The organism is Pseudomonas morbosilactucae (assembly GCF_023241665.1).
Taxonomy (GTDB): domain Bacteria; phylum Pseudomonadota; class Gammaproteobacteria; order Pseudomonadales; family Pseudomonadaceae; genus Aquipseudomonas; species Aquipseudomonas morbosilactucae.
Genome location: NZ_JALQCX010000006.1, coordinates 118,517 through 134,337, shown reverse-complemented (window position 1 = coordinate 134,337; position 15,821 = coordinate 118,517). Strand labels below are relative to the sequence as shown.

13 protein-coding genes and 1 pseudogene are annotated in these 15,821 nt (G+C 61.4%); all 14 read right to left on the bottom strand.

Annotation, left to right across the window (positions count from 1 at the left end):
* Positions 1-14 precede the first annotated feature (14 nt).
* The 14 genes and pseudogenes from ftsA to mraZ all read right to left on the bottom strand — a co-directional run bounded on the left by ftsA (position 15) and on the right by mraZ (position 15,518).
* Positions 15-1,274, bottom strand: coding sequence for a cell division protein FtsA (ftsA, locus tag M1B35_RS04085; RefSeq protein ID WP_123337713.1), 1,260 nt, complete (start codon positions 1,272-1,274; stop codon positions 15-17).
* Between the two features lie 14 nt (positions 1,275-1,288).
* Positions 1,289-2,155, bottom strand: coding sequence for a cell division protein FtsQ/DivIB (locus M1B35_RS04080; RefSeq protein ID WP_123337715.1), 867 nt, complete (start codon positions 2,153-2,155; stop codon positions 1,289-1,291).
* A gap of 4 nt (positions 2,156-2,159) precedes the next feature.
* A complete protein-coding gene (locus M1B35_RS04075; RefSeq protein WP_268261282.1) occupies positions 2,160-3,116 on the bottom strand; it encodes a D-alanine--D-alanine ligase in 957 nt (318 codons plus the stop codon).
* Entirely contained in the window at positions 3,113-4,570 is a 1,458-nt protein-coding gene (gene murC / locus M1B35_RS04070; RefSeq protein ID WP_123337719.1) for a UDP-N-acetylmuramate--L-alanine ligase, read from the bottom strand. Before murC ends, M1B35_RS04075 begins: the two co-directional genes overlap by 4 nt.
* On the bottom strand, positions 4,563-5,633 hold the full coding sequence (murG, locus tag M1B35_RS04065; protein WP_268261281.1) for an undecaprenyldiphospho-muramoylpentapeptide beta-N-acetylglucosaminyltransferase: 1,071 nt from the start codon (positions 5,631-5,633) through the stop codon (positions 4,563-4,565). Before murG ends, murC begins: the two co-directional genes overlap by 8 nt.
* The gene (ftsW, locus tag M1B35_RS04060; RefSeq protein ID WP_123337723.1) at positions 5,623-6,840 is read right to left on the bottom strand and encodes a putative lipid II flippase FtsW; all 1,218 of its coding nucleotides are present in this window, start codon (positions 6,838-6,840) and stop codon (positions 5,623-5,625) included. The genes murG and ftsW overlap by 11 nt, the downstream gene beginning before the upstream one ends.
* Complete coding sequence (gene murD / locus M1B35_RS04055) at positions 6,837-8,183, bottom strand: UDP-N-acetylmuramoyl-L-alanine--D-glutamate ligase (RefSeq protein WP_268261280.1); 1,347 nt, start codon at positions 8,181-8,183, stop codon at positions 6,837-6,839. The genes ftsW and murD overlap by 4 nt, the downstream gene beginning before the upstream one ends.
* 5 nt (positions 8,184-8,188) lie before the next feature.
* Positions 8,189-9,271: a phospho-N-acetylmuramoyl-pentapeptide-transferase gene (gene mraY / locus M1B35_RS04050; protein ID WP_123337727.1), complete on the bottom strand. Its 1,083-nt coding sequence runs from the start codon at positions 9,269-9,271 to the stop codon at positions 8,189-8,191.
* On the bottom strand, positions 9,271-10,653 hold the full coding sequence (locus tag M1B35_RS04045; RefSeq protein ID WP_268261279.1) for a UDP-N-acetylmuramoyl-tripeptide--D-alanyl-D-alanine ligase: 1,383 nt from the start codon (positions 10,651-10,653) through the stop codon (positions 9,271-9,273). Before M1B35_RS04045 ends, mraY begins: the two co-directional genes overlap by 1 nt.
* Complete coding sequence (locus tag M1B35_RS04040; protein ID WP_268261278.1) at positions 10,646-12,109, bottom strand: UDP-N-acetylmuramoyl-L-alanyl-D-glutamate--2,6-diaminopimelate ligase; 1,464 nt, start codon at positions 12,107-12,109, stop codon at positions 10,646-10,648. Before M1B35_RS04040 ends, M1B35_RS04045 begins: the two co-directional genes overlap by 8 nt.
* Positions 12,109-13,832, bottom strand: a pseudogene (locus tag M1B35_RS04035) (peptidoglycan D,D-transpeptidase FtsI family protein). Before M1B35_RS04035 ends, M1B35_RS04040 begins: the two are co-directional and overlap by 1 nt.
* Positions 13,829-14,122 carry a cell division protein FtsL gene (gene ftsL, locus M1B35_RS04030; RefSeq protein WP_123337735.1) on the bottom strand — a complete coding sequence of 98 codons (294 nt, stop codon included), beginning with the start codon at positions 14,120-14,122 and terminating at the stop codon, positions 13,829-13,831. The pseudogene M1B35_RS04035 and the gene ftsL overlap by 4 nt, the downstream one beginning before the upstream one ends.
* Positions 14,119-15,066 (bottom strand): 16S rRNA (cytosine(1402)-N(4))-methyltransferase RsmH, encoded by a 948-nt coding sequence (rsmH, locus tag M1B35_RS04025; RefSeq protein WP_425273383.1) that lies wholly within the window; start codon positions 15,064-15,066, stop codon positions 14,119-14,121. The genes ftsL and rsmH overlap by 4 nt, the downstream gene beginning before the upstream one ends.
* Positions 15,063-15,518 (bottom strand): division/cell wall cluster transcriptional repressor MraZ, encoded by a 456-nt coding sequence (gene mraZ / locus M1B35_RS04020; protein WP_011063319.1) that lies wholly within the window; start codon positions 15,516-15,518, stop codon positions 15,063-15,065. The genes rsmH and mraZ overlap by 4 nt, the downstream gene beginning before the upstream one ends.
* Between the last annotated feature and the right edge of the window lie 303 nt (positions 15,519-15,821).

Sequence of the window (15,821 nt, the reverse complement as noted above, 5' to 3'; positions counted from 1 at the left end):
CGTGAAACCGTTGCTTAGAAGTTGCCTTGCACCCAGCTCTTGATGCGATCGAGCAGGGCCGCTTTCGGCTCTTCATTGCTGTAGCTGTCGCGGCTGCCGATCCCGGAGAACGAGATGCCGTCGGACTGTTTCTGCAGCCCGTACAACAGCAAGCCGACGCCGGTGGAATAGATCGGGTTGCGCACCACATCGGCCAGGCCTTTGACGGAGTGCGGAACCCCCAGGCGCACCGGCATGTGGAAAATCTCTTCGGCCAATTCGACCGCGCCTTCCATTTTCGACGTGCCGCCGGTGAGCACGATGCCCGCCGGGATCAGGTCTTCGTAACCGCTGCGACGCAGCTCTGCCTGGATCAGGGTGAACAGCTCGTCGTAACGTGGCTCGACCACCTCGGCCAGGGCCTGACGGGACAGCTCGCGGGGCGGACGGTCGCCGACACTCGGCACCTTGATGGTTTCACCGGCACCGGCCAGCTTGGCCAGGGCGCAGGCGTAGCGAATCTTGATTTCTTCGGCGTACTGGGTCGGCGTACGCAGGGCCATGGCGATGTCGTTGGTCACCTGGTCGCCGGCAATCGGGATCACTGCGGTGTGACGGATCGCGCCTTCGGTGAAGATCGCGATGTCCGTGGTGCCGCCACCGATGTCCACCAGGCACACGCCCAGCTCTTTCTCGTCATCGGTCAGTACCGAGTACGCAGACGCCAGTTGCTCGAGGATGATGTCGTCGATTTCCAGGCCACAGCGACGCACGCACTTCTCGATGTTCTGCGCGGCATTCACCGCGCACGTCACTACGTGCACCTTGGCTTCAAGGCGCACACCGGACATGCCCAGAGGCTCGCGGACGCCTTCCTGGTTATCGATCACGTAGTCCTGCGGCAAGGTGTGCAGCACCCGCTGGTCAGCAGGGATCGCCACGGCCTGGGCGGCGTCCAGCACACGCTCCAGGTCGGCAGAGCTCACTTCGCGGTCGCGAATCGCCACGATGCCATGGGAGTTCAGACTGCGGATGTGATTGCCCGCAACGCCGACGAACGCCGAGTGGATCCGGCAGCCGGCCATCAGTTGCGCTTCTTCTACCGCGCGCTGGATCGACTGCACGGTGGATTCGATGTTCACCACCACGCCCTTCTTCAGGCCGCGGGACGGGTGCGTACCGATACCGACGATTTCCAGCGTGCCATCGGCCGCGACTTCGCCCACCAGCGCCACCACTTTGGAGGTGCCGATATCCAGACCGACGATCATTTTGCCGCTTTGCACGTTTGCCATGGTCCTGCCTCTTCTTAATTCTTCGCGACAGCGGGTTCGGCTGTCGTGGGCGCTACAGGTTCCCGCCAGCCGACGGCCAGGCCGTTGGCGTAGCGCAGGTCGATGCGCGCAATGTTCGTAATCTGTTCTTTCAACGTCTTTTCATAAATGGCAATGAAGCGGCGCATCTTTTCCACCAGATGATCGCGACCCAGCAGCAACTCAATGCCGGGCCCGGCGCTGCCGGCACCGGTGGTCAAGAACCAGCTGCCACGCTCGCGCAGCTCCAAACGGGCAATCGAAAAGCCCATGGGCCGCAGCATCTGGCTCAACACCTGGTACTGCTGCATCACTTGCTGCTGGGCCCGCTGGGGTCCGAACAACTGCGGCAAGTGTTCATAGTTCGCCAGCTCACGCGGAGTGAACGCCTGGCCCTGGTTGTTCAACAGTGCCTCGTCGCCCCAACGGGCCACCGGCAGTTGCTCTTCCAGGCGAATCACCACCTGGTCCGGCCACACCCGACGCACTTCGGCGTGGGCGATCCAGGGCATCTGTTCCAGCTCGGTGCGCATGCTCGCCAGGTCGATGGTGAAGAAGCTCGACGCCACGTAAGGCGCGATTCGCTGCTGCACCGCCTGCTGGCTGATGTAACTCAGGTCACCCTGGACCGCGACCTTGGTGATCGGCCGGTCCGCGTAAGGCAGCAGGCGCTGGGCGCCTTCGTAGGTGCCAAAACCCAGCACCACCAGCAACACGGGCCAGAACAGGCTTTTCAGAAAGCCGAAGTTGGCTTTCGGCAGGCGCACCGACATCGGCTCTTTAGCCACCATCCGGCTGGCACCCCGCGGCACCGGCTTGCGGCCGGGAGCGGGTTGCTGATGACGTAGCGATGCGCCTTGCATGGACTTAACCTCGTGCCTCGACACTGGCGGCCAGAATGGCCAATACCAACTGCTGGAAATCCAGACCCGCAGCACGGGCCGCCATCGGCACCAGGCTGTGATCGGTCATGCCTGGGGCGGTGTTCACTTCCAGGAACCAGAACTGCCCATCGGCGTCCTGCATCACGTCGGCCCGGGCCCAACCGGCGATACCGAGCGCCTCGCAGGCTTTCGCCGTAAGGTCCATGAGCTCTTGTTCTTTGGCGCTATCGAGGCCACAAGGGATCCGGTACTGGGTATCGGAAGCCAGGTACTTGGCGTCGTAGTCGTAAAATGTGTGGGGAGTGCCCAGGGCAATGGGTGGCAACACCTGGTCACGCAGCGTCGCGATGGTGAACTCCGGACCTTGAATCCATTGTTCAACCAAGACTTGCGAATCGTAGGTACTGGCCGCTTTCCATGCGTCGATCAATTCAGACGCGGAAGTCACTTTGGCCATACCGATACTGGAACCTTCATGAGCCGGTTTGACGATCAAAGGCATGCCCAGTTCCGCAGCCGCAGAAATACAATCGGCTTCGGAGCTCAGGACGGCGTGGCGTGGCGTTGGAATCCCCAGGCTGTGCCAGACCTGCTTGGTGCGCAGCTTGTCCATGGCCAGGGCCGACGCAAGGATACCGCTGCCGGTGTAGGGGATGCCCAGGCACTCCAGCAGGCCCTGCATACTGCCGTCTTCACCGCCACGGCCGTGGAGAATGATGAAGGCACGGTCGATCTTCTCGCTCAGCAGGCGCTGCAGGAAATCGTCGCCGACGTCGATGCCGAACGCATCCACACCGCCACTTTGCAGGGCTTGCAACACGGCATTGCCGGACTTCAGCGACACTTCACGCTCGGCGCTCTTGCCGCCGAACAGCACAGCAACACGACCGAAGGCTTTCGGGTCGAGGGTAGAAAACAGGCTGGCGTAAGCAGCGGTCATTTCAACTTCTCCTGTCCAGCCACCACGGCACCGGCGAACAACGGACTTTTCAACAATTTGGGCGCAAGGCCGCCGATATCACCGGCGCCCTGGCACAGCAGGATGTCGCCGGCACGCAGCAGCGGCTTGACCAGAGGAGCCAGGTCGACACCCCGTTCGATGTAGATCGGGTCGAGCTGACCACGCTGGCGAATGCTGTGGCACAGCTGGCGACTGTCGGCACCCGGGATCGGTTCTTCACCGGCCGGGTAGACCTCCATCAAGAGCAGCACGTTGGCGTCGGCCAAGACCTGCACAAAATCGTCGTACAGGTCGCGGGTGCGGCTGAAGCGGTGCGGCTGGTAAACCATCACCAGGCGGCGCTCCGGCCAGCCACCACGAACCGCCTTGATCACTGCGGCCACTTCGGTCGGGTGGTGACCGTAGTCGTCCACCAGCATCACGTTGCCGCCTTCCACCGGCAACTCGCCGTAGACCTGGAAGCGTCGGCCCACGCCCTGGAAGCCTGACAGGCCCTGGACGATGGCTTCATCGCTGATGCCTTCGTCGGTGGCGATGCAGATGGTCGCCAGGGAGTTCAGGACGTTGTGGTTGCCCGGCATGTTCACCGAGACGTCCAGCGGCTCACGGTCGCGACGCAGCACAGTGAAGAACGTCTGCATGCCTTGCTGGCGCACATTGATCGCGCGTACGTCGGCTTCTTCGCTGAAGCCATAAGTCACGGTCGGACGCTTGACCAGCGGCAGAATCTCGCGCACCACCGGATCGTCCAGGCACATCACCGCCAGCCCATAGAACGGCAGGTTGTGCAGGAATTCGACGAAGGTTTTCTTCAGTTTGTTGAAGTCACCGTCGTAGGTCGCCATGTGGTCGGCGTCAATGTTGGTGACCACGGCCACCAGCGGCTGCAGGTGCAGGAAGCTGGCATCACTTTCGTCGGCTTCGGCGATCAGGTAACGGCTGGTACCGAGCTGTGCATTGGTACCGGCTGCATTCAGCCGGCCACCGATGACGAAGGTCGGGTCCAGGCCGCCAGCGGCGAACACCGAGGCCAACAGGCTGGTGGTGGTGGTTTTGCCGTGAGTACCGGCAACGGCCACGCCGTGGCGGTAGCGCATCAGCTCGGCGAGCATCTCCGCACGCGGCACCACGGGTACGCGGCGTTCCAGGGCGGTGGCGACTTCCGGGTTGGACGTATTCACGGCACTGGACACCACTAGCACATCGGCATTGGCGGCGTTTTCGGCACGGTGGCCGATAAAGATCTGCGCACCGAACGACTCCAGGCGCTCGGTAACCGGCGACGCCTTGAGGTCGGAACCCGAGACGTCATAGCCCAGGTTCAACAGCACTTCAGCGATCCCGCACATGCCCACGCCGCCGATACCGACGAAGTGGATACGACGGATGCGGCGCATCTCCGGATGCGGCATGGCTTTCTGATTCTCAACCATGGGCCACCTCCAGGCAGATATCGACCACGCTGCGGGTGGCTTCGGGTTTGGCCAGTCGGCGCGCTGCGTGCGCCATGTTGTCGAGTCGTTCCGGTTGCATCAAAACCTCTGTCAGGCGAGCGGCTAAATCCGCGGCACCAGTCGTTCTTTGCGGCATCAGGAAGGCAGCGCCTTCACGAGCCAAATAGTCGGCGTTGCGGGTCTGGTGATCGTCGATCGCGTGGGGCAAAGGCACCAGCATCGAGGGCAGACCGGCGGCGGCCAGTTCACTGACGGTCAACGCACCTGCGCGACAGACCACCAGGTCGGCCCAGCCATAGGCTTGAGCCATGTCTTTGATAAAGGGCTGCACTTGCGCCTCGACACCAGCGTCGCGATAACGCTGCGCAGTCACTTCATCGTGGTTTTTGCCAGCCTGGTGGAAGACCTCCGGGCGCCACTGGGGATCGACCAGCGCCAGGGCCTCAGGCAGCAACTTGTTCAACGGCTCTGCACCCAGGCTTCCACCGAGGATCAGCAAACGCGCCTTGCGTCCGGCCAGAGCCTCACGCGGTGTTTCGAGGAACAGCTCGCCACGCACCGGGTTGCCCGTGGTGCGGCGGCTGACGGAGGTGGCAAAGGTGTCCGGGAAAGCTTCGCAGACTCGCGCAGCCAACGGCACCAGCAGCCGATTGGCGGTACCGGCCACAGCGTTCTGTTCATGAACGATCACCGGCACACCGGCCAACTTGGCGGCGACTCCGCCAGGGCCCGTGACATAACCACCAAAGCCCAGCACACAGACCGGCTTCAGTTGGCGAATGATCTTGCGCGCCTGCAACACGGCCTTGATCAGCACGAACGGCGCCTTGAGCAGGGACAGCTTGCCCTTGCCCCGCAGGCCGGTGACGTTGATCAGGTGCAGGGGCAACCCGGCACCCGGCACCAATTCATTCTCGATGCCTCGCGGGGTCCCGAGCCAATGCACGCTGTAGCCACGGGCCTGGAATTCCCGCGCACAGGCCAAGGCCGGGAACACGTGGCCCCCGGTACCGCCCGCCATGATCAGCACGTTAGCGCCCATGGATTGGCTCCTCGGCAAAATCACTTTCACTGAACTCCATTTCTTCACTGCCCAAGTGGGTTCGACTCTCCCACTCGATGCGCAGCAACAAGCCCAGACAGGCACAGCAGATCACCAGGGAACTGCCGCCATAACTGAGGAACGGCAAAGTCAGGCCCTTGGTCGGCAACAAGCCTACGTTCACGCCGATGTTGATCAGGAATTGACCAATCCACAGGAACGACAAACCGTAAGCCACATAAGCGGCGAAGTACTGCTTGGCCTTCTCGGCCCACAGACCGATGTACATGCCACGCACGCACACGAATACGAACAGCCCGACGGTGGCCAGGGAACCCACTACGCCCAGCTCTTCAGCCAGTACCGAGAACACGAAGTCGGTGTGGGCTTCAGGCAGGTAGAACTGCTTCTGCACGCTGTTGCCCAGGCCAACGCCGAGCCACTCGCCGCGACCGAAGGCAATCAGCGCCTGGGTCAATTGGTAGCCGGAACCGAACTGATCGGCCCAGGGGTCGGTAAAGGTGATCAAACGCGCCATCCGGTAGGGCTGGGCCTGAACCAGAATGGTGACCGCCGCCACTGCCAACACCACCATCAAGGTAAATCGGAACAGCCCGACACCGCCCAGGAACAGCATGGCCGCCGCCGCGCCCATCATCACCACGGTGGCGCCGAAGTCCGGCTCCATCAGCAACAGGCCCGCCATGGGCAGCAGCACGATGAACGGCTTGAAGAAGCCCATCCAGCTCTCACGCACTTCCTTCTGCCGACGCACGAGGTAGCCGCCCAGGTAGATCACCACAAACACCTTGGCGATCTCGGAGGGCTGCACGTTGAAGAAGCTGAAGCCGATCCAGCGCATCGAACCGTTGACCTCACGACCAATACCCGGCACCAGCACCATCACCAGCAGGCCGAAGGCACCGATCAGCATCAACCAACCCAGGCGCTGCCAGGTGGCGATGGGAATCATCATGGTCACCACACAAGCGCCGAGGCCGATGACCAGGTAAATCAAATGGCGAATCATGTGGTACAGCGGGTTACCCGACTGCACGGCGGCCACTTCTGAAGAGGCCGAGGTGATCATCACCAACCCAAGGCCCAGCAGTGCCAGGCAACCGGCAAGCAATGGGAAGTCGAGGTCGATACCACGACCGGTAATCAGCGGCGACGGATAAGGCTTGATGATATTGCGCAGGTTCATGCCAAGCCCTCCACAGCCTGGGCAAACAGCTGCCCACGCTCTTCGTAGTTCTTGAACATGTCGAAACTGGCGCACGCCGGCGACAGCAACACCGCATCGCCGGGTTGGGCCAGCGCCTTGCACTGGGCGATGGCGTCGTCCAGGGACGTGGCGCGTACTTGCGGCACGGCGTCGCCCAGGGCAGCGGCGATCAAATCGGCATCGCGGCCCATCAGCACCACCGCGCGGCAGTGCGCGGCCACGGGTGCTTTAAGGTCTTTAAAATCGGCGCCCTTGCCGTCGCCACCGGCGATCAACACCAGCTTCCCGTCGATATCAGCCCCCAGGCCTTCGATAGCGGCCAATGCAGCACCGACGTTGGTGGCCTTGGAATCGTTGTAATAGCTGACACCGTCCAGGTCGCGCACCCACTGGCAGCGATGCTCGAGACCGCCGAAGGTGCGCAGGCTCGAGAGCATGGCATCGAACGGGAGGCCCACCGCATGCCCAAGGGCCAAGGCCGCCAGGGCGTTGGACTGGTTATGCGCGCCACGGATCTTCAGTTCACGTACCGGCATCAGGTTCTGGAATTCGAAGGCCAGGTACTTCTCGCCGTTCTCTTCCCGAATACCGAAGGCCTTAAAGTCGGGTTTGCCCAGGCCGAAGGTCCAGCACGGCAGGCCTTCGCCGATCAGCGGACGGGTCAAGGCATCCTGACGGTTGAACACCACTTGCCGCGCCCCGCGGAAGATCCGGTGCTTGGCCAAGTGATAGGCCGGCAGGCCGCTGTAGCGGTCCATATGGTCTTCGCTGATGTTCAACACGGTCGCCACTTCGGCACCCAGGTCGTGGGTGGTCTCCAGCTGAAAGCTGGACAACTCCATGACGTACAGCTCGACGTCGTCGCTGAGCAGGTCGAGGGCCGGGGTCCCCAGGTTCCCGCCCACCGCCACACGCTTGCCCGCCGCAGCGGCCATCTCGCCGACTAGGGTGGTGACGGTGCTTTTGGCGTTGGAGCCGCTGATGGCGACGATCGGCGCCTTGGCGTTACGCGCGAACAGCTCGATGTCACCCGACAGCTTGACGCCACGGGCTGCTGCCGCTTGCAGGGCGGGCGTGGCCAGGGCCAGGCCAGGGCTCACGTAGAGCTCGTCGGCACGGCACAGGAATTCCACGTCCAGTTCGCCACAACGCACTTCCACATGAGGGTAGTCACGACGCAGCGTGGCCAGCTCAGGTGGATTTTCCCGCGTGTCGGCCACTGCAAACGCCACGCCCCGGCTCGCCAGGAAGCGAACCAGGGACATGCCGCTCTTGCCGAGGCCGACAACGATGCGGAAGTGGTCAGAAGCGATCAGAGACACTCGTTCTACCTCAGCTTCAGGGTGGCAAGGCCGACCAACACGAGAATCACAGTGATGATCCAGAAACGGACGATCACGCGCGGCTCGGGCCAGCCCTTGAGTTCAAAGTGGTGGTGAATCGGCGCCATGCGGAACACACGACGACCGGTGAGTTTGAAAGAGGCCACCTGGATCACCACCGACAGGGTCTCCATCACAAAGACACCGCCCATGATGAACAGGACGATTTCCTGGCGAACGATTACCGCGATGGTGCCCAGGGCCGCGCCCAGCGCCAGTGCGCCGACGTCGCCCATGAATACTTGGGCCGGGTAAGTGTTGAACCACAAGAAACCCAGGCCGGCGCCAATCAACGCGCCACAGAACACAATCAGCTCACCAGCGCCCGGTACGTAAGGGATCAGCAGGTACTCGGCAAACTTCACGTTACCCGACAGGTAGCAGAAAATGCCCAGCGCACCGCCCACCATCACGGTCGGCATAATCGCCAGGCCGTCGAGGCCGTCGGTGAGGTTGACCGCGTTGCTCGAACCGACGATGACGAAGTAGGTCAGCACCACGAAGCCCACGCCCAATGGAATGCTGACGTCCTTGAGCATCGGGATCAGCAGGGTGGTTTCCACCGGACTCTGCGCGGTCATATAAAGGAAGATCGCCGCACCCAGGCCGAACACCGACTGCCAGAAATACTTCCAGCGGCTCGGCAAGCCTCGGGAGTTTTTCTCGATCACCTTGCGGTAGTCATCCACCCAACCGATGGCGCCAAACGCCAGGGTCACCAACAGCACAACCCACACATAGTGGTTGCGCAGGTCTGCCCACAGCAGGGTGCTGACACCAATGGCAGAAAGAATCAGCGCACCGCCCATGGTGGGGGTGCCGGATTTGGACAGGTGAGACTGCGGCCCGTCGTTACGGACGGACTGACCGATCTGCCGGCTCTGCAACGTGCGGATCATCCACGGCCCCAGGCACAGCGACAACGACAACGCGGTCAGCACACCGAGAATCCCGCGCAGGGTCAGGTACTGAAAGACCGCGAAGCCTTTGTAGAACTGTTGCAGGTACTCCGCTAGCAGCAGCAGCATTAATGTTTCACTCCGTTCTTTTCTTGAAGAAGGGGACCGCACAACGCCACGACGATGTTTTCCATCACCGCACTGCGCGATCCTTTGATCAAAATGGTGGTATTGGGGTCTTGCTCGACGTCCAGAGCGGCAATCAGGTCAGCCTGGCTGGCGAAATGGCGCGCATGTTCGCCAAAGGCGTCCACGGCATGGGCCATCATCGGACCTACGGCGTACAAGGCCGAAACCTTGCCGGCGGCATATGCACCCACTTCGCGGTGCCCCTGCTCCGCCCACTCGCCCAACTCGCCGATGTCTCCGAGCACCAGGACGGTGCGGCCGGAAAAGCCGGCGAGTATATCAACGGCGGCGCACATGGAGGTGGGGTTTGCGTTGTAAGTGTCATCGATCACGCGAATGCCGTTTTTCGCCAACTGCGCCACCGTGCGCCCCTTCACTGGCTGCACGGCGTTCAAGCCTGTGGCGATGCCAAACAGCGAGACGCCCATGGCGTGGGCGGCTGCAGCCGCCGCCAAGGCGTTGGCCACGTTATGGGTGCCCAGCAAGTTCAGCTGCACCTGCTCCACGCCTTGCGGGCTGTGGAGTTTGAACGAGGGGCAGCCCCGCGCATCGCGGTCTATATCCGACGCATGGAAGTCCGCACGAGGGTCGCTCAAAGCGAAGCTCAAGATCTGCCGGCCAGCAGCCCGGGCTTTCCAGATCGCAAAGGCCTTGTCGTCAAGGTTCAGCACGGCGACGCCAGAAGCGTCCAGCCCTTCAAGAATTTCGCCCTTGGCTTCGACAATCTTCTCCGGGCCACCGAACTCACCGACGTGAGCGGTCCCGGCATTGTTGATGACCGCGACTTGAGGCCGGGTCATGGCAACGGTGTAGGCGATCTCACCGATCCGCGAAGCGCCCAGCTCAATGACCGCGGCTGTATGTTCCGGAGCCAGTTCGAGCAAGGTCAGTGGCGCACCGAGGTCGTTGTTCAGGTTGCCGCGCGTGGCCAGCACCGGGCCGCGAGTACGCAGAATACTGGCGAGCATTTCCTTGACCGTGGTCTTGCCACTGGAGCCGGTAATAGCCGCCACCGGCTGAGTAAACGCCGAACGATTGAGCGCGCCGAGTTGCCCCAGGGCCACACGGGTGTCGCTGACCAGCAGTTGCGGCAGGGTGGAGTCCACGACTTCACGCTCAACCAAGGCTGCGACCGCACCCTTGGCAGCGACTTCATTCAAATAGTCATGACCGTCGAAACGCGGGCCGGCCAAGGCAATAAACAACTGCCCGGGCTGGATGGCGCGACTGTCGATGCTGACGCCATTGAAGGAGGCATCGGCGGCAACCAGGCGCCCGGCCAAGACGCGGGTCAGTTCGCTCAGTTTCAAAGCGTTAAGCATGGGCGACCTCCCAGGCAGTCAGGGCTTTGTCGGCTTCCACCAAGTCGGAAAACCCGTGGCGTTCACCGTTGATTTCCTGATAGTCCTCATGGCCCTTGCCGGCCAGAACGATCACGTCCTCTGCCGAAGCACTGGCAATCAGTTGGGCGATGGCCAAACCACGACCGGCGACAAACTCGACCTTGTCCACTGCAGCAAAACCACTTCGGATGTCGTCGAAAATCAGCGCAGGGTCTTCAGTGCGAGGATTGTCGTCGGTGACCAGCACCGCGTCCGCCAAGCGCTCCACCACTTGCGCCATCAACGGCCGCTTGCCGCGATCACGATCGCCGCCGCAACCGAACAGGCACAGCAAGCGCCCCTTGGCGTGGGGACGCAGGGCCAGCAAAACCTTTTCCAGCGCGTCCGGGGTGTGGGCGTAATCGACCACCACCAGCGGCTGATTGCCGCCACCCAAACGCTGCATGCGCCCGGCCGGGCCTTCGAGCTTGGGCAGCACGGCGAGGATTTCATCCAGCGCGTAATCCAGGCCCAACAAGGCGCCGACCGCCGCCAGAACGTTGCTCAGGTTGAAACGCCCGAGCAAGGTGCTACGCAAGTGATGCTCACCCTGGGGGGTGACCAGCGTGGCGCGCACGCCCTCATCATCGAACCGCGCCTCGCGGCAATACAGGTAGGCGCTGGCATCTTCCAGGCTGTAAGTGATCAGGCGCGAGTCGTGCTTTTCAGCGGCCAACCGACGACCGAAGTCATCGTCAAGATTGATCACCCGGCACGCCAGGTCGGTCCAGTTGAACAGTTTGGCCTTGGCCGCGCCGTACGCTTCCATGGTGCCGTGATAATCCAGGTGGTCCCGGGACAGATTGGTCAGCACCGCCACATCGAAGGCCAGAGCCGCGACACGACCCTGATCCAAGCCGTGGGACGACACTTCCATGGCCACCGCCTTGGCACCGGCCTTTTTTAAGTCGGCCAGGGTGGCTTGCACCGCAATCGGATTCGGCGTGGTGTGCTGGCCGCTTTGCAGTGCGCCATAAAAACCGGTGCCCAAGGTCCCCACCAGGCCGCAATGCTGGCCAAGCAGGTCCAACGCCTGGGCGACCAATTGGGTCACGCTGGTTTTACCATTGGTACCGGTCACACCCACCAGGTTGAGCTGGCGGCTCGGGTCGCCATAAAAGCGCCCAGCGATATCGGACAGTTGGGCGGCCAGGCCTTTGACGGGAATCAAGGGAGCATCGGTGATCGGCAGCACCGTGGCGCCATCGACTTCATAAGCCACGGCGGCCGCACCGCGCTGCAGTGCATCGGCAATGTGCGCACGCCCGTCGAACTTACCGCCAGGCACAGCCAGAAACAAATCACCGGCGCGCACTTGGCGGCTGTCCAGTGTCAGTTCACGAATCAGCAAATCACGGCCGGCATGGGCGAAAATCTTGTTCAGGCTAAGAGACATCAGCCGCGCCCTCCTTTGGCTGGAGCTGCATTGACTTGTTGGGTCGGTGGCAAGTTGTCGGGCGTAATGTTCATCAGACGCAGGGTGCCGGACATGACTTTGCTGAACACCGGGGCCGAGACCAGGCCGCCGAAGTAACCCGCCTTGCTCGGCTCATCGATGACCACCACGATTGCGTAACGCGGATCGCTCATCGGGCCAAAGCCAGCGAACAGGGAACGGTAGGAGTTTTCGGCATACCCCTTGGTGCCGACCGAAGTCTTACGCGCGGTACCACTCTTGCCAGCCACGTGATAAGCCGGAACCTGGGCACGGAACACGCCGCGCGGGGCCTCGATGACCTGTTGCAACATGCCCTGCATGGTCTTGGCGACGTTTTCCGGAATCACCTGAGCGGTGTCCGGAACCTTGTCGGTTTTGATCAGAGTCAGGGGCGCAATACGTCCGTTGTTGGCCAGTGCCGAGAACGCATGAACCAGCTGGATGGCGGTGACCGACAGGCCGTAGCCGTAGGACAGCGTCGCGGTCTCGGCTTTACGCCACTCCCGGTAGTTCGGCAGGTTGCCCACACGCTCGCCCGGGAAACCCAGGCCCGTATCCTGGCCGAGGCCGACCTTCTGCATCAGCCGGAAAATGGCTTCGCCGCCGATATCGAAGGCGACCTTACTCATGCCCACGTTACTGGAATTGATCAGGATGCCGGTCAGATCCAAGACTGGACCTTCGGTCTTGGATACGTCACGAATGGTGTACTTGCCGATCTGCAGGGTCCCCGGATACACCTCGACGGTGTCGCTGGGTTTCCAGCGGCCGGTTTCCAGTGCCGCACTCATGGAGATCGGTTTCATGGTCGAACCGGGCTCGAACACATCGATCATGGCGCGGTTGCGCATCATCGCCGGCTGCAGGTTACGACGGTTGTTCGGGTTGTAGGTCGGCTGGTTGACCATGGCCAGAATCTCGCCGGTCTTCACGTCCATGATGACCAGACTGCCGGCCTTGGCGCCGTTCTCGACGATGGCGTTACGCAATTCACGGTTGGCCAGGTATTGCAGGCGCAGGTCAATGGACAACGCCAAGGGCTTACCGGCCTTGGCGTTTTTGGTGACTTGCACATCCTTGATCAGCCTACCGCGCCGGTCCTTGATGACCTGGCGCTTGCCGGCGACCCCGGCCAACCATTCGTCATAGGCCAGTTCGACCCCTTCCCGCCCTCGATCATCGATGTCGGTAAAACCAACCATATGGGCGGTGACTTCACCGGCAGGGTAGAAACGCCGAAACTCTTCGATGCCATAGACACCGGGTACTTTCAGGTCGAGCACCAGTTGCCCCTGCTCAGGGGTCAGGCCGCGAACCAGGTAAATGAATTCTTTGTTGGCCTGGGCCTCAAGACGCTCGGCCAGGGCTTTAGGGTCTTGGCCAAGAGCGGCAGCCAAGGCGGCCACTTGTCTTTTGCCAGCTGCATTTCCTTGGCATTGGCCCACAGGGTGGTCACTGGGGTGCTCACGGCCAATGGCTCGCCGTTACGGTCGGTGATCAGACCACGGTGAGCCGGGATAGGAATATGTCGAACGCTGCGCGCGTCGCCCTGGCCTTTGAGAAAGTCACGGTCGACAACTTGCAGGTCAATGATGCGCCAGGCAATCGCCGACACCATCACTGCCAGCAGGCCGAGCACCAGGCGGAAGCGCCATGGATAGAGCGCGCCCTCGAGCTTCATGGGGCCACCATTTGCACTTCGGCAGCGCCAGGAATGCGCATCTTCAGCTGCTCGGTCGCCAGGACTTCGATACGGCTATGAGCCGTCCAGGTGCTTTGTTCGAGAATCAGTCGCCCCCACTCAGCCTGGGCTTTGTCGCGCACACTCAACTCGCCGTAAAGCGTGTTGAGCAACTGACGATTCCAGTGGGCGCTGTAAGACACCGCGATCGCGGAAACCAGCACGCCGACAAACAGCAGCAGCATGAAAAAGCTTCCGCCTGGAAGTGGCTTGGCGAAAAGCTTGCTCACCGCAGCTTCTCCGCAACGCGCATGACAGCACTGCGGGAGCGTGGGTTGGCTTTGAGTTCGGCCTCGGAGGCGAACTGCGCTTTGCCATGGACTTTGATTTTCGGCACGAAGGCTTCAAAACGTACCGGCAGGTTGCGCGGCAGGTTATCGGACTCACCCTTCACCAGACGACGCATGAACAGTTTGACGATGCGATCTTCCAGGGAGTGAAAGCTGATCACTACCAGACGGCCGCCCACTTCAAGGGATTCCAGCGCAGCCTCAAGACCGGCTTCCAGATCGCCCAGCTCATTGTTCACATGAATACGCAGTCCCTGGAATGCGCGAGTCGCCGGGTTCTTGCCTTTTTCCCAAGCGGGGTTGGCGACTTTCAGTACTTCGGCCAGATCGGCGGTACGCGTAAAGGGCTGGATCTCGCGACGCTCGACCACGGCACGGGCCATGCGTCCGGAGAAGCGCTCTTCACCGTATTCCTTGAACACACGGGCGATTTCTTCCACGGGAGCCGTGGCAATGAACTCGGCAGCGCTGATACCACGAGTCGGATCCATGCGCATGTCCAGGGGGCCATCGTTGAGGAAACTGAAGCCACGCTCAGGATCGTCCAACTGTGGCGACGACACGCCCAGGTCCAGCAGAACCCCGCTGACTTTGCCATCCAGGCCGCGATCGGAGACCTCCGACCCAAGCTCGGCAAAACTGCGCTGTACAACGACAAAGCGGCCGTCTTCGGCCGCTAGCGCTTGCCCGGTGGCAATCGCTTGGGGATCTTTATCGAACCCGAGGAGCCGACCACCCGGCCCGAGCTTGCTGAGGATCAAGCGACTGTGGCCACCCCGACCGAACGTACCGTCCAGATAGCAGCCATCAGCACGCACGGCGAGAGCCTCAACGGCTTCGTCAAGCAGTACGGTGATGTGGTTAAAGCCGCTATCAATAGTCACAGGATCAAATCACGCAGTTCATCAGGCATCGCGCCCGGTTGTTGAATAGCTGCCAGGTCCGCTGCAGACACAGCGTTCCAGGCATCCTCGTCCCACAATTGGAACTTGTTCAGTTGGCCAACCAGCATTGCGCGCTTATCCAACTTGGCATATTCGCGCAGGCGTGGCGGAACCAGAAAACGACCACTGCCGTCGAGCTCGAGGTCGACGGCATTACCAATCAGCAAACGTTGCAAACGACGGTTCTCTTCGCGAAGCGAAGGCAGTGCGCGCAGTTTGGTTTCAATCAGCTCCCACTCATCAAGGGGGTAAACACACAAGCAAGGATCAACAGCGTCGATCGTGACGATTAACTGCCCGGAACTTCGCGAAACCAGCTCGTCACGATACCGGCTCGGCATGGCGAGACGGCCTTTTGCATCGAGACTGATAGCGTTAGCTCCGCGAAACACGTCAGCGTTTCTCCAAATTTTAGCGTTTTGCGCTCAAAAAACCCACTTCATGCCACTTTCCGCCACTTGCGCACACTATAGGAATGCGCCCACCACACCGTCAAGGCGCGCAGCGACGGAAAAGCCTTATAGATCGGAGATTTAGGAGACGAAAAAGAGGGATAACAAGAATTTGCGGAGGGTTTTGACCCAATAACTTCATCCAGCTCATGAAGCTGCATCACGAAGTTAAAGTAGTTTGTTAAGAGTAAGATTTTTTCGGTATTACAAAAACGCTTCTGCTATTGAATCAAGCAGGGAGGG

Coding starts and splice junctions, on each gene's coding strand:
- M1B35_RS04040 (WP_268261278.1), bottom strand. CDS start 12,109: ATGTCTCTTAGCCTGAACAAGATTTTCGCCCATGCCGGCCGTGATTTG.
- ftsW (WP_123337723.1), bottom strand. CDS start 6,840: ATGAACCTGCGCAATATCATCAAGCCTTATCCGTCGCCGCTGATTACC.
- murC (WP_123337719.1), bottom strand. CDS start 4,570: ATGGTTGAGAATCAGAAAGCCATGCCGCATCCGGAGATGCGCCGCATC.
- ftsA (WP_123337713.1), bottom strand. CDS start 1,274: ATGGCAAACGTGCAAAGCGGCAAAATGATCGTCGGTCTGGATATCGGC.
- M1B35_RS04080 (WP_123337715.1), bottom strand. CDS start 2,155: ATGCAAGGCGCATCGCTACGTCATCAGCAACCCGCTCCCGGCCGCAAG.
- murG (WP_268261281.1), bottom strand. CDS start 5,633: ATGGGCGCTAACGTGCTGATCATGGCGGGCGGTACCGGGGGCCACGTG.
- M1B35_RS04045 (WP_268261279.1), bottom strand. CDS start 10,653: ATGCTTAACGCTTTGAAACTGAGCGAACTGACCCGCGTCTTGGCCGGG.
- mraY (WP_123337727.1), bottom strand. CDS start 9,271: ATGCTGCTGCTGCTAGCGGAGTACCTGCAACAGTTCTACAAAGGCTTC.
- M1B35_RS04075 (WP_268261282.1), bottom strand. CDS start 3,116: ATGACCGCTGCTTACGCCAGCCTGTTTTCTACCCTCGACCCGAAAGCC.